The sequence below is a fragment of the Streptomyces coeruleoprunus genome (assembly GCF_039542925.1).
Taxonomy (GTDB): Bacteria; Actinomycetota; Actinomycetes; order Streptomycetales; family Streptomycetaceae; genus Streptomyces; species Streptomyces coeruleoprunus.
Genome location: NZ_BAABIT010000001.1, coordinates 5,323,873 through 5,336,911, shown reverse-complemented (window position 1 = coordinate 5,336,911; position 13,039 = coordinate 5,323,873). Strand labels below are relative to the sequence as shown.

The 13,039-nt window shown below is 73.5% G+C and carries 12 protein-coding genes and 2 pseudogenes; 5 read left to right on the top strand and 9 right to left on the bottom strand.

The window, feature by feature from the left end:
* Positions 1 to 30 precede the first annotated feature (30 nt).
* Positions 31 to 210, top strand: coding sequence for a DUF6243 family protein (locus ABEB09_RS23880; RefSeq protein ID WP_345691955.1), 180 nt, complete (start codon positions 31 to 33; stop codon positions 208 to 210).
* A 77-nt stretch (positions 211 to 287) separates the two neighbouring features.
* A pseudogene (gene ddaH / locus ABEB09_RS23875) lies at positions 288 to 1,142 on the top strand (dimethylargininase); the annotation flags it as partial.
* Between the two features lie 95 nt (positions 1,143 to 1,237).
* Here ddaH and ABEB09_RS23870 read toward each other — a convergent pair.
* The 3 genes from ABEB09_RS23870 to ABEB09_RS23860 form a co-directional block, all read right to left on the bottom strand.
* The gene (locus ABEB09_RS23870) at positions 1,238 to 1,729 is read right to left on the bottom strand and encodes a hypothetical protein (protein WP_345691954.1); all 492 of its coding nucleotides are present in this window, start codon (positions 1,727 to 1,729) and stop codon (positions 1,238 to 1,240) included.
* A gap of 81 nt (positions 1,730 to 1,810) precedes the next feature.
* A complete protein-coding gene (locus tag ABEB09_RS23865) occupies positions 1,811 to 2,806 on the bottom strand; it encodes a small ribosomal subunit Rsm22 family protein (RefSeq protein WP_345691953.1) in 996 nt (331 codons plus the stop codon).
* A 19-nt stretch (positions 2,807 to 2,825) separates the two neighbouring features.
* The gene (locus tag ABEB09_RS23860) at positions 2,826 to 4,190 is read right to left on the bottom strand and encodes a multidrug effflux MFS transporter (protein WP_345691952.1); all 1,365 of its coding nucleotides are present in this window, start codon (positions 4,188 to 4,190) and stop codon (positions 2,826 to 2,828) included.
* A gap of 82 nt (positions 4,191 to 4,272) precedes the next feature.
* Here ABEB09_RS23860 and ABEB09_RS23855 point away from each other — a divergent pair, with 82 nt between their 5' ends.
* On the top strand, positions 4,273 to 5,259 hold the full coding sequence (locus tag ABEB09_RS23855) for a Gfo/Idh/MocA family protein (RefSeq protein ID WP_345691951.1): 987 nt from the start codon (positions 4,273 to 4,275) through the stop codon (positions 5,257 to 5,259).
* Positions 5,260 to 5,279: 20 nt separating this feature from the next.
* Here the strand turns inward: ABEB09_RS23855 and ABEB09_RS23850 are convergent, their stop codons facing one another.
* A complete protein-coding gene (locus ABEB09_RS23850) occupies positions 5,280 to 6,905 on the bottom strand; it encodes an alkaline phosphatase D family protein (protein WP_345691950.1) in 1,626 nt (541 codons plus the stop codon).
* Positions 6,906 to 7,000: 95 nt separating this feature from the next.
* Between ABEB09_RS23850 and ABEB09_RS23845 the strand changes: the two genes are divergently transcribed.
* Positions 7,001 to 7,756: an SDR family oxidoreductase gene (locus ABEB09_RS23845; RefSeq protein ID WP_345691949.1), complete on the top strand. Its 756-nt coding sequence runs from the start codon at positions 7,001 to 7,003 to the stop codon at positions 7,754 to 7,756.
* 31 nt (positions 7,757 to 7,787) lie between these two features.
* Here the strand turns inward: ABEB09_RS23845 and ABEB09_RS23840 are convergent, their stop codons facing one another.
* Positions 7,788 to 8,105 carry a nuclear transport factor 2 family protein gene (locus ABEB09_RS23840; RefSeq protein ID WP_380842374.1) on the bottom strand — a complete coding sequence of 106 codons (318 nt, stop codon included), beginning with the start codon at positions 8,103 to 8,105 and terminating at the stop codon, positions 7,788 to 7,790.
* A 152-nt stretch (positions 8,106 to 8,257) separates the two neighbouring features.
* Here ABEB09_RS23840 and ABEB09_RS23835 point away from each other — a divergent pair.
* Positions 8,258 to 8,572: pseudogene (locus tag ABEB09_RS23835) on the top strand (MazG-like family protein).
* A 21-nt stretch (positions 8,573 to 8,593) separates the two neighbouring features.
* Here the strand turns inward: ABEB09_RS23835 and ABEB09_RS23830 are convergent.
* The 4 genes from ABEB09_RS23830 to ABEB09_RS23815 all read right to left on the bottom strand — a co-directional run bounded on the left by ABEB09_RS23830 (position 8,594) and on the right by ABEB09_RS23815 (position 13,036).
* On the bottom strand, positions 8,594 to 9,274 hold the full coding sequence (locus ABEB09_RS23830) for a hypothetical protein (protein ID WP_345691947.1): 681 nt from the start codon (positions 9,272 to 9,274) through the stop codon (positions 8,594 to 8,596).
* A 3-nt stretch (positions 9,275 to 9,277) separates the two neighbouring features.
* Positions 9,278 to 10,462, bottom strand: a complete 1,185-nt coding sequence (locus ABEB09_RS23825) for an aminotransferase class V-fold PLP-dependent enzyme (protein ID WP_345691946.1) — start codon at positions 10,460 to 10,462, stop codon at positions 9,278 to 9,280.
* A gap of 85 nt (positions 10,463 to 10,547) precedes the next feature.
* Positions 10,548 to 11,819 (bottom strand): lysine N(6)-hydroxylase/L-ornithine N(5)-oxygenase family protein, encoded by a 1,272-nt coding sequence (locus ABEB09_RS23820; protein WP_345691945.1) that lies wholly within the window; start codon positions 11,817 to 11,819, stop codon positions 10,548 to 10,550.
* A complete protein-coding gene (locus ABEB09_RS23815; protein WP_345691944.1) occupies positions 11,816 to 13,036 on the bottom strand; it encodes an ATP-grasp domain-containing protein in 1,221 nt (406 codons plus the stop codon). Before ABEB09_RS23815 ends, ABEB09_RS23820 begins: the two co-directional genes overlap by 4 nt.
* Positions 13,037 to 13,039: the final 3 nt, after the last annotated feature.

Genomic DNA, 13,039 nt, shown 5'->3' with positions numbered 1-13,039 from the left:
GAGTCCGTTCGGAAGACGAAGGAGGGCTTCATGACCCGTGGTTCAGCAGGTTCGATGCTCGGCGTCGGCGGCACCCGCAAGAACCTCTCCCGCCGGGCGCTGCGCGGCAGCGGCGGTGGAACGGTCGGCCGGGGCGCCGATCCGGCAACACAGAAACGGGAGTTGCTGCGGAAGCTGAAGGAGGACCGTACGGCGCGCGACGCTTCATGAGCGGTGCCGTGAATCGTACGAACCACCCGTACGGTCCGATGCGCGAAGGCTCCTCACGGCGCACCATGGCCTGACGCACGCAACCGCGTGCACCGGCCGTCCGTGAGGAGCCTTCTTTGCCTCGTGACGCTTCACCCCGCCGCTACCTGATGTGCCCACCCGTGCACTTCAAGGTGACGTACTCCATCAACCCGTGGATGGACCCGGCGAAACCGGTCGACCTGCCGCTCGCGCTCGCGCAGTGGGAGGACCTGCGCGACCGCTACCGCGCTCTCGGCCACACCGTCGAACTCCTGGAGCCCCGCCCCGACCTGCCCGACATGGTGTTCGCCGCCAACGGCGCCACCGTCGTGGGCGGCCGGGTGCTCGGCGCCCGGTTCCTGTACCCGGAGCGGGCCGCCGAGGCGGAGGCGCACCGCTCCTGGTTCCGCGCGCACGGCTTCACCGACGTCCACGAGCCCGAGCACGTCAACGAGGGCGAGGGGGACTTCGCGGTCACGGCCTCGTACCTGCTGGCCGGGCGCGGCTTCCGCTCCAGCTCGCTCGCGGGCGACGAGGCGCAGGAGTTCTTCGGGCGGCCGGTGATCGGGCTCGATCTGGTCGATCCGCGCTATTACCACCTGGACACGGCGCTGTGCGTCCTGGACGACGCGGCCGACGAGATCATGTACTACCCGGGGGCCTTCTCCCCCGGCAGCCGTGCCGTGCTGGCCCGGCTCTTCCCCGACGCGCTGATCGCCGAGGAGGCGGACGCCGCGGCGCTCGGGCTGAACGCCGTCAGCGACGGGCGGCACGTGCTGCTGCCGCAGGCGGCCGTGGGGCTGTTCGGGCCGCTGCGGCAGCGTGGGTTCGAGCCGATCGGGATGGACCTGGGCGAGCTGCTCAAGGGCGGCGGCAGCGTGAAGTGCTGCACCCAGGAGCTGCGGGGCTAGGGAGTGTCCGGCGGGTCATGCCGACATCGCCGGGCGGTGCCGGACCCGCGGCCCGGGCGTGATCCGCCGGACACGGCCTGGACGTTCCGGCCGGCTCAGTCGTCGAGGACGATGCGGAAGGTCGTGTGTCCGTCGTGCTCGGCGACCGTGGCCTCGCCCTCCGCGTCCGCGTAGGCGCCGGTTCCGCCGGTGACCGCCGCGGGCGCGGAGTGCGGCCCGCTGCCGTGGTGGTGGTCCATCATGTCGGCGAGGGTGAGGTGTCCGGCCTCGGTACGCAGGACGCGTTCGCACTGCGTGACGTGGCCGTGCTGGTTCACCTTGACGACGTTGCAGCGGGCGGTCGCGTCGCCGATCCTCTTGCCGGGTCTGCCCCCGTCGTTCTCATGGAGGTGGGCGTAGACGGTCCAGGCGGCGCCCGGGTGGACGAGGCCGGCGGCGAACGCGGAGTCCTCCGTGGGGACCGCCACCCAGTCGAGGGTGCGGGCCTCCTCCTGGGGCCGGGGCGCCGCGTGGGCGGTGACGGGTGCGGTCAGGAGGGCGGCGGCCACGAGGGGCGCCGCCAGGTGGCGGGTGCGGAGTCGTGTCATGTCTCCACCCAACGCACGGCGGCGGACCCGGAACAACGGGCGCGCCGTGCGGGCCACCCGGCCGGGCGTCCCGGTCACCCGTCAGGCGGGCGGCCAGGGGTCGCCCCACTCGGCGTCCCTGGCCTCCTTGTACAGCTGCCCGTGCCGCTTGGTCACCGTGTCGCGGCGCAGGCCCTCCTCCGCGGTGCACAGGTCCAGCAGGACCTGGCCCTTGCGGATCTGCGGCCTGCGCACGACGCGGGCGGCGGCCGGGGCGACCGGGAACCGGGTGGCGACGACGTAGCTGAACTTCTCGTCCTCGTACGCCAGGGAGCCGCCCTTGACCTGGCGGTGCAGCGAGGAGCGGCTGACGCGGGCCGAGAAGTGGCACCAGTCGGTGCCGGGCTCGATGGGGCAGGCGGCGCTGTGCGGGCAGGGGGCGGCGACGCGCAGTCCGGCGGCGATCAGCTGGTCGCGGGCGGTGATGATCCGCTCGTAGCCGTCGGGGGTGCCCGGCTCGACCACGACGACGGCCTGCGCGGCCCGGGCGGCCTCGGCGACGAGCGCGGCGCGGTCCTCGGGGGTCAGCTCCTTGAGCACGTACGAGACGGTGACGAGGTCGGTGTCGTCGAGCTTCAGCGCGGCGCCGATGCGGGCGCGCCGCCAGGTGGTGTCGCGCAGGGAGTCGATGCCGGACGCGCCCGCCAGCTCCCTGCCGAGGGCGAGCGCGGGCTCGGCCCAGTCGAGGACGGTGGTGCGCGGGGCCTCCGGGCCCTCCCAGGCCTCGGCGACCGCCCAGCTCGCCGCGCCCGTGCCGCCGCCGACGTCGGTGTGCGTGGCGGGCGTCCACGCGGGCGCGGCCTCCCGCAGCGCGTCCAGCGCGGACCGTACGGCCTCGAAGGTGGCGGGCATCCGGTACGCGGCGTACGCGGCGACGTCGGTGCGGTCGCGCAGGACGGGGGCGTCGGTCGGGGTGGTGCCGCGGTAGCTGGCGATGAGCCGGTCGACGGCCTGCGCGGCCTTGGTCGGCGGCAGTCCGTCGAGCAGCCCGGCGAGGGCGGCGCGCAGGACTTCCGCGGTGGAGGGGGAGGCGTTCACCGACCCATGGTAGGCGCGGTCAGCGGGTGCGGTCGGCCTGCCAGGGGCGGCACAGGCCCAGGAAGCAGGCGACGGCGGCGAGCGCGCACACGAGCTGGACCACGGCCATCGGGACGGCGGTGGACTCACCCGCGATGCCCACGAGCGGGGAGGCGATGGCGCCGACGAGGAACGAGGACGTGCCGAGCAGCGCGGACGCGGAGCCCGCGGCGTGCGGGGTGCGCATCAGGGCCTGGGCGTTGGTGTTGGGCATGGCGAGGCCCATGGCGGACATGAGCACGAACAGGCCGGCGGCGACCGGGACGAGCCCGACGCGGCCGAAGACGCCGCTGGTCATCAGGAGCAGCGCGAGCGCCGCCAGGCTGATCACCGCGAGGCCGAGGCCGAGCGCCTTGTCGAGGCTGACGCGGCCGACGAGCAGCTTGCCGTTGATCTGGCCGACCGTGACGAGGCCGATGGAGTTGAGGCCGAAGAGCAGGCTGAAGGTCTGCGGGGACGCGCCGTAGATCTCCTGGACGACGAACGGGGAGGCGCTGATGTACGCGAAGAGCGCGGCGAAGGCGAGGCCGCCGGCCAGCATGTAGCCGGTGAAGACGCGGTCGGCGAGGAGGCCGCGCATGGTGCGCAGGGCCGCGCCGACGCCGCCGCTGTGCCGCTCGGCGGGCGGCAGGGTCTCGTGGAGCCACTTCCACACGACGAGCGTGAGCAGGACGCCGATGGCGGTGAGCATGTGGAAGACGCCGCGCCAGTCGGTGATCCGCAGGATCTGGCCGCCGATGAGCGGCGCGACGATCGGGGCGACACCGGAGATCAGCATGAGGGTGGAGAAGAACCGCGCCATCTCCACGCCGTCGTACAGGTCGCGCACCACCGCCCGGGCGATCACGATGCCGGCGGCGCCCGCGAGGCCCTGGAGCAGGCGGAAGGCGATGAGGAGCGCGGCGCTCGGGGCGAACGCGCAGGCGGCGGTCGCGAAGACGTAGACGAGCATGCCGACGAGGAGGGGGCGGCGGCGGCCCCACTTGTCGCTCATCGGTCCGACGACGAGCTGGCCGAGGGCCATGCCGGCGAGGCAGGCGGTGAGGGTCAGCTGGATGGTGGCGGCCGGGGAGCGCAGGGACTCGGTGACCTCCGGGAGCGCCGGCAGGTACATGTCCATGGACAGCGGCGGCAGGGCGGTCAGGCCGCCGAGGACGAGCGTGACGAGCAGGCCGGCCCGGCGGGCGGCCGGAGTGGCCGGCGGCGCCTCGGCGGAGGTGGAGGGCGTGACCGGCCCGGGGTGCGCGGAGGACGTGGGGGAAGCGGGGGGTGCCGGAGGTGGGGACGCGGCCTCGCGGGGGTCGGCCGGTATGTGTCCGGGGGTGCTCGGGCCGCTCTCCGGCATCTCGTCTCCTGTCCTCGGGGGCGCCCCCTATGCTCTCAGCTCGACCGGAGTGGTTGAAACCTCAATCGGAGAGGTGGCTGGCATGGGGCGGAAGGTGCGCTGGGGTGTGCTGGCGACGGGCGGGATCGCCGCGTCGTTCACCCGGGACCTGCTGGAGATGCCGGACGACGCCGAGGTGGTGGCGGTGGCGTCGCGCTCGGAGGAGTCGGCGAAGGCGTTCGCCGAGCGGTTCGGGATACCGCGCGCGTACGGGGACTGGGGGCTGCTCGCCGCGGACGAGGACGTCGACGTGGTGTACGTGGCGACGCCGCACGCGGCACACCGCGCGGCGGCCGGGCTGTGCCTGGAGGCGGGCCGGGCCGTGCTGTGCGAGAAGCCGTTCACGCTGAACGTGCGGGAGGCCGAGGAGCTGGTCGCGCTGGCCCGGGAGCGCGGGGTGTTCCTGATGGAGGCCATGTGGATGTACTGCAACCCGGTCGTGCGGCGGCTGGTCGAGGTGGTGCGGGACGGGGCGATCGGCGAGGTGCGCACGGTCCACGCGGACTTCGGTCTGGTCGGCCCGGACGACCCGGGGCACCGGCTGCGGGACCCGGCCGCGGGCGGCGGGGCGCTGCTGGACCTGGGCGTGTACCCGGTGGCGTTCGCGCAGCTGCTGCTCGGGGAGCCGGACCGGGTGCGGGCGGACGCGCTGCTCTCGCCGGAGGGCGTCGACCTGAACACGGGCGTGCTGCTGGGGTGGGACTCGGGGGCGACGGCGCTGCTGTCCTGCTCGGTGGTGGCGGACACCCCGCTGACGGCCTCGGTGACGGGGACGACGGGCCGGATCGAGTTCCCGCGCGGCTTCTTCTACCCGGAGGGCTTCACGCTCTTCCGGGAGGGCGGGGAGCCGGAGGAGTTCCGGGTGGACGGCCGCCGGGACAGCCTGCAGCACGAGGCGGCGGAGGTGATGCGGTGTCTGCGGGCGGGCGAGAAGGAGTCGCCGCTGGTGCCGCTGGACGGGACCCTGGCGGTGATGCGGACGCTCGACGCGGTACGGGACCGCATCGGCGTCCGCTACCCCGGCGAGTGACGGCCACGCGGGTGTGACCGCTACGCGGGCCTGAGTCCTGGGTCGCCCGCCTCCGTCACGAACGACGCCGCCGTGGTGACGGGGGCGCCGGGCGTGGTGACCGCCGACACGGTCCGGAAGTCGGCGCGGGCCCGGCGCTCGTCGAGGGTGAGCCGCAGATAGCCGCGCCGGCCGTTGTAGTACTTCAGGTGCGGGTTGGCGCGGGTGAGGTTGTCCCAGTTCGTGGGCCGGTCGGCGCCGTCCTTTCCGCTGCTGACGGAGGTGGCGACGAGTTCGGTGCCGACGGTGCGGGAGTCGGGGTCGTCGAAGTCGGCCTTCAGGTCGAGGGCGTAGCCGACGTGGACGTCGCCGGTGAGGACGACGAGGTTGTCGATCCCGGCGGCGGCCGCCCCGTACAGGACGCGGCGGCGGGAGGCGGGGTAGCCGTCCCAGGCGTCCATGGAGAGCTTGAAGTCGGGGCCGGGGACGTTGCGCCGCTGCGCGAAGACGACCTGCTGGGGGACGACGTTCCAGACCGCGCCGGACGCCCGCCAGCCGTCGAGGAGCCAGCGCTCCTGCTCGGCGCCGGTCATGGTCCGCGAGGGGTCCTCGGACTGCGGCCCGGGCACCTGCCAGCCGTCGCCGTACGCCTGGTCGGAGCGGTACTGGCGGGTGTCGAGCACGTCGAACTGGGCCAGGCCGCCGAAGTGCAGCCGCCGGTGGAGCCGCATGTCCGGGCCCTCGGGCCGCTGGGGCAGCCGCAGCGGCTGGTTCTCCCAGTAGGCGCGGTACGCGGCGGCGCGGCGCAGCAGGAACTCCTCGGGCGGTACGCCGTTCTCGGGGATGCCGCCCGCGTAGTTGTTCTCGGTCTCGTGGTCGTCCCAGGTGACGACGAAGGGGTGCGCGGCGTGCGCGGCGCGCAGGTCGGGGTCGGTCTTGTAGAGCGCGTACCGCAGCCGGTAGTCCTCCAGGGTGACCGTCTCGCGGTTGAAGTGGGCGGGCAGGCGCCGGTCGGTGTAGGCGCGGGCGCCGCCGGTGGCGTTGACGGCGTACTCGTACAGGTAGTCGCCGAGGTGGAGGACGGCCGCGAGGTCGTCCTCGGCGGCGAGGTGGCGGTACGCGGTGAAGTACCCGTCGTGGTACGCCTGGCAGGACACGGCGGCCACCCTCAGCTCGCCGACCCGGGAGCCGGGGCGGGGCGCGGTGCGGGTGCGCCCGGCGGGGCTGATCCAGCGGCCCGTGCGGAAGCGGTAGTGGTAGACGCGGCCGGGCTCCAGGTGCGGGACCTCGGCGTGGACGCTGTGGTCGAACTCGGGGTGGGCGGTGGCGAGGCCGCGTCTGACGACGCGGGTGAAGCGCTCGTCGTGGGCCAGCTCCCAGTGGACCGGGATCCGCTCGGCGGGCAGGCCGCTGCCGGGTTCGTACGGGCGGGGGGCGAGGCGCGTCCAGAGGAGGACGGACGTGGGCAGCGGGTCGCCGGAGGCGACGCCCAGCGTGAACGGGTCCTCGGTGATCTTCCGCGCGTCGAGTTCGGCGGCCTGGGCGGCGCCCGCGGCGGGGAGGCCGGTCGCGAAGGCGAGGGCGGCGGCGGCACCGGTGGCGGTGAGGAAGCGGCGGCGCGCGAAGTGGCGGGCGGCGGCGCGGAGTTGGGACGACTCGGATGTCATGGCCACAGCACACCGACGGCTGTTGACCAGGGCACGACATCCACATGTCGGGCATATGAGTTCCAGGTGCCGGACCGTCCGTACACTGCGGCGCCATGGACGCTGTACGGAGGATCGCGGTGGTGACCGGCGCCGGCTCGGGCATCGGCCGCAGTGTGGCGCTCGCGCTGGCGGAGGCGGGCTGGTCACTGGCCCTGGCGGGCCGCCGGGCCGGGGCACTGGAGGAGACGGCGGCGCTCGCGGCCGGGGCCGAGACCCTGTGCGTACCGACGGACGTGACCTCGCCGGACGAGGTCGCCGCCCTCTTCGGGGCGGTCCGCGACCGGTACGGCCGGGTGGACGTGCTGTTCAACAACGCCGGCACGTTCGCCGGCGGCGGCACGCCGGTCGAGGACCTGGCCCACGAGACGTGGCGGCAGGCCGTCGACGTCAATCTGACGGGCGCGTTCCTGTGCGCCCAGGCGGCGTTCCGGCAGATGAAGGAGCAGTCGCCGCAGGGCGGCCGGATCATCAACAACGGCTCGATCTCGGCGCACGTGCCGCGCCCGCACTCGGTGGCGTACACGGCGACGAAGCACGCGATGACGGGCCTGACGAAGTCGCTGTCGCTGGAGGGGCGCCCGTACCGGATCGCGTGCGGTCAGATCGACATCGGCAACGCGGCGACGGAGATGACCGAGCGCATGCAGGCCGGCATCCTCCAGGCGAACGGCACCCTCGCCCCCGAGCCGGTGATGGACGCGGCCGACGTGGCCCGGACCGTGGTCCACATGGCGTCGCTGCCCCTGGAGGCCAACGTGCAGTTCGCCACGGTGATGGCGACGACGATGCCCTACATCGGCCGGGGGTGAGGGGCGGGGCGGGGCGCGCGGGCGCCCGCGGTCAGGCCTGCCCGGTCTCGAAGCGGGCGATCTTGCCGTCCTCCACGACGAAGTGCCAGGCGGTGCGCATCTCGCCCCAGGTGTCGTTGCGGTAGCGCGCGACGAGGTCGCGGCCGCCGCCCTTCTCGGACTCGACGTCCATGTGCCCGCGGGAGGAGAAGACCTCCTGCTCGACCCACTGGTCGAGGTCGCGGTCGGACCCGTCGTCGGACATGGTGGCGTCCGGGGTGAGCGCCTCGCGGAACGCCCGCCGGTCACCGGCGTTGAGGGCGGCGACGAAGGCGCGTACGGCGGGATCGGAGAGCCGGTCGACGGACATGGTCACGGGAACCTCCTGGAGGAAGCGGAACTGCGGAGCAGGAACGGGGTGCGGGAACGGGCGGACGAAACGGACATCCGTCCCACCGGATACACCCCGCCCCCGTCCCCCGGCCCGCATCCCGCTCTGCGCCACAGGGCAGGCTCACCCCCATGGACGACACCTGGGAGACCATCGACCGACTGCACGCCTGGCTCGACGGGGCGTCCTCGCGCACGCCCGAGGAACTGCGGCTGCTGCGGATCCTGAAGCTGTCGGAGGAGGTCGGCGAGGCCGCCCAGGCCGTCATCGGCGCGCTCGGCCAGAACCCGCGCAAGGGCACCACGCACACGTAGGACGACGTGGAGGCCGAGCTGTGCGACGTGGTGATCACGGCGATGGTCGCGCTGCGCACGCTCACGCCGGACGCGGGCCGGGTCTTCACCGAGCACCTGGCCCGCGTACGGAAGCGTTCACTCGGCGGGTGACACCCCCCGGTCGGGGCCGGGTCAGACCGCCTCGCGCCGCCCCGTGTCCGTGTCCGTGTCCGTGGACGCCGCCCGGAGCAGGGCCGCCGCCGAGCGGCGGGGGGCGCCGGCCCGCACGGGCCGGGTGACCGCGGCCGCCCGGAGCAGCCGCGGGTCCACGCAGAGGATCTCGGCCAGCATGGTGAGCCCCGGGTGCAGGGCGCCGAGACCCGCCGGGACCGGGGGCTCCATGTCGAGTTCCAGTTCCGGCAGCTCCTCCGGGCCGTAGTGGTCGGGACTGCCCAGCAGGGCGAGCCAGCCGAGGTAGAGCGCCCGGCGGTCGCCGGCCGCGAGATCGGCCCGTACGCTCACCAGGCGGCTGAGCGGGAAGTCGGCCTTGCCCTTCGGGGTGCGGGCGAAGTCGGTGCGGAACGCGACGAGGGTGTGCTCCCCCGTGGACCAGGCCTCGACCCCGTACTCCTGGGCCAGCGGGATGGAGAAGGAGTCGCGCGGCAGACGGATGATCACCTCGCGGGTGCCCCACGGGGACAGTGCGAGGTGGATGTCGAAGTAGCGCTCCATCAGCGTCCGCGGGTCCGTGCGGAACACGCCGATCGCCGTGCTGGTGACGAGGGACGGCTGCGCCCGCTCGCGCACCGACTCGTCGACCGTGAAGAAGCTGTAGGTCATGGAGGGCGCCAGGACCGCGGTGTCGGTTCTCATGGTTCACATCCCGTCGACGACGTTGACGAGCCTGTCCAGCTCCGCTTCGGTGTTGAAGTAGTGCACGGACGCCCGGACCACCGCGGCCGGCTTGTCCGGGCGGGTGTCGAACCTGGCGCGGGACGGGAACGACGAGTCGACCGTCACCCCGGCCGCCCGCAGGGCGGTGACCAGCTCCGCCGCCTCCCACCCCTTCTTGGTGAAGGTGACGATGCCGCTGCGGACCAGGCCGCGGTCGTGGACGTCCACGCCCCCGAGGGCCGCGAGGTGGGCCCTGAGGCGGCCGGCGAGCAGGTCGACCCGGTCCCGTATGCGGTCGACGCCGAGGGCCAGGGCCTCGTCCACGGCCGCGCCGAGGCCGAGCAGGCCGGCCGTGTTGCGCTCCCAGGTCTCGAACCGCCGCGCGTCGGGCCGTAACTCGTAGGTGTCCGGGCCCGTCCAGGTCGCCGCGCGCAGGTCGACGAGCGGCGGGTCCAGTTCGCCGACGACGTCCTTCGACACGTAGAGGAAGCCGGTGCCGCGCGGGGCGCGCAGATACTTGCGGCCGGTCGCCGACAGCATGTGGCAGCCGATCTCCCGCACGTCCAGCGGCAGTTGGCCGGCCGACTGGCAGGCGTCCAGGAGGTACAGGGCGCCCGCCCGGCGGGCCAGTTCGCCGATGGCGGCGGCCGGGTGGACCAGGCCGTTGTACGTGGGCACGTGGTTGACCGCCACGAGCCGTACGCCGCCGTCGGCCAGCATGGCGGCCAGGGACTCCAGGCACACCTGCCCGTGCTCGTCGTCCGGGATCGGCTCGACGGCGACCCCGTGACGCTCCTTGGCGTGCAGGAACGCGAGGGCGTTGCTCGGGTACTCGCTGCGGGAGGTGAGGATGCGGTCGCCGGGGCGGAAGCGGATGCCGTAGAACGCCATGTCCCAGGCCCGGGTGGCGTTCTCGACGAGGGCGATCTCGTCGGGGGCCGCGTTGAGGAGGCGGGCCACGGAGGAGTAGACGGCCTCCAGGCGGTCGGCCGCCATCGCCGCGGCGGTGTAGCCGCCGACGCGGCGCTCCAGGAGGAGGTGGTCGATGACGGTGCGGGTGACCTGTTCGGACGGGAGCGCGGAGCCGGCGTTGTCGAAGTAGGCGGACTCCGTGCAGCCCGGCGTGCGGGCACGCAACTGTGCGATGTTCATGGTGTCGTTGCCCATCGGTGGAGACGTGCGTGCGGGGCCCTGGGGGCCGTTCCCGCCGTTCGCGCCGGGCCCGGGCGGCACGGCGCGAACGGCGGGATGGTTACGGCGCCGTCAGCAGGTCGGCCACGATGTGGCCCGCCCGGGTCGCCATCGTGCTCAGCAGGGAGTCCGCGATGCCGTGCGTGGACTCGTTGACGCCCTGGAGGTAGAGGCGGGCCCGGTCCGCGTCCTCGTCGGCGGTGCGGACGCGGTACGCGCGGGTGACCTCCGGGCCGGCGGGCAGGCCGAGGGCCTCGGCCACGCGGCGTACCGTGGCCGGCATGCCGGGTTCGTAGCCCGTGCCGAGCAGCACCCGGTCGCAGCGCAGCTCCGACACCTCGCCGGTGCAGCGGTCGCGCAGGGTCAGGGCGATGCCGTCCTCGTCGTGCTCGGCGGCCGTGACCTCGCTGGCGGTGAGGATGCGCAGGCCCTCCTTGCCGTCGAGCCGGTCGCGGTACATCTGGTGGTAGAGACCGTCGAGGAGTTCGGGCGTCACGCCCGAGTAGTTGCTGCGGGCCATCTCGCCGAGCACGACGTCGCGGCCCTCGGCGTCCAGGCCGTAGAACTCCTCCGACGCGGCCGCCGAGTAGAAGCGGCTGGTGAACTTGGAGGACACGTACGGGGTGAGCCCGATCCCGCGGACGACGAGCACCGGGGTGCAGCCCGGCAGGTCGTCGCGGACGGCCTGCACCATCTCCACGGCGCTCTGCGCCCCGCCGATCACCGCGATGCGCTGCGGGACGTCCCTGGGCAGTGCGGCGATCCGCTCCGAATAGGCGCTGCTGTGGATGACCCGGTCCTCGGGCAGCCCGCGGAACACCTCCGGGACGCGCGGGTCGCGGCCGCAGGCGAGCACCAGGTGGCGGGCGCGGACGGTGCTGCCGTCGGAGAAGGTGACGTCCCAGCGGTCCAGCTCGCCGGACCCGGCCCGTACCGGGTCGATGGTCACGGCCCGGCGGTTGTGGTGGACGGTGACCTTCTCCAGGTTGCCGGCCACCCACTGGAGGTAGTCGGAGATCTCGCTGCGGTACGGGGTGAAGGTGCCGAGGCTCATGAAGTCGTCGAGCCGGCCGGTCGTGTGCAGGTAGTTGACGAAGGTGAAGCGGGAGCGCGGGTCGCGCAGGGTGGCGAGGTCCTTGAGGAAGGAGACCTGGCTCTGCGCCCAGGGGATGAGCAGTCCGCGCTGCCACACGGTGCTCTCGCTCTGCTCGACGAGCAGGGTGCGTGCGGCGAGTCCGGGCGCCAGCTCCTCCAGGGCCACGGCCAGCGCGAGGTTGGCCGGCCCGGCGCCGATGCCGAGTATCTCCACGTCGTGGTCGGTGCGGTCGGTCACGGCCGGCCCTCCCCGTCGGTGACGACGATCTCGTACGTCTTCGTGAGTTCCTCGATCCGCTCGTGCACCTCGCGGGGCGAGCCGGCCCTGACGAGGACGACTCCGGCGAAGGTCGCCGAGTGGACGACGCCTTCGGTCCGGTCGCCCACGGCCGCGCGCACGTCCGCGTGGACGACGCCGGGGATGCGCATCAGTTCCTCGGCGGAGCTGATGCGGGTGATCGTCCCGAGGGGGCGCGGCAGCATGTACTGGATCATGTGGTCGCCGCGGTGGACCGGGGTGCAGGTGAGCGGGTCGTCCAGGGAGGTCGCGAGGAACTCCATCCAGATGTCCACGCCGTACTGGTGCAGGAGCTGTTCGGCGATGCCGCCGCCGCCGGGCCGGCAGGCGATCTCGCCGACGAGGGGGCCGCGGGAGGTCTGGAGGATCTCCAGGTGGGTGACGCCGTCGGTGAGGCCGAGTGCCTTGACGACGGCGGTGTGCAGGTCGCGGACGACGGTCGCGTCGGGATCGTCGTCGGGGAGGGTGTACGAGCCGACCAGGCCGCCGACGCTCTTGAGGACGGGCTCGAAGTACCGGGAGACGGCGGCGAAGTGGACGTCTCCGCCGGTGGTGACGGCGTCGCAGTGGAACTCGGCCTCGATGTCGACGAACTCCTCGGCGAGCATCGGGTACGGGGACTCGCGCAGCTGCCGGGTGGTCTCGGCGGTGGCGAGTTCCCGGACGTGGTCCTCGTCGCGCAGGACGAAGACGTCCTCGGAGCCGCCGCCGATGGCGGGCTTGACGACGACGGGCCAGCCGAGGTCGCGGGCGGCGTCGATGGCTTCGGTGAACCCGCCGATCTGCCGGAACCGGGCCACGGGGAGGCCCGCCGCGGCGATCCGCTGCTTCATCACGTGCTTGTTGGAGAAGGCGTTGGCCTCCTCGTAGCCGGGGCCGCCGACGCCGAAGTACGAGCGGACGTAGCCGCCTGCCTGGAGGCTGAGTTCGGAGGGCGAGACGACGTGGTCGAAGGGGTTGCGGCGGCGGATGTCGAGGGCGGCGAGGCGCACCTGGGTGAGGTCCTCGACGCTGTCGACGAGCGTGACGTCGGTGTCGTCGCGGTAGAAGTGGCGGTATCCCGGGGTGGTGATGACGGAGAGTTCGATGCCGGCGCGTTCCTGGAGCAGCCGGGCGGCCGGCTCCGCACTGGTGTTGATCAGGAGAACCCGCTTCATGGG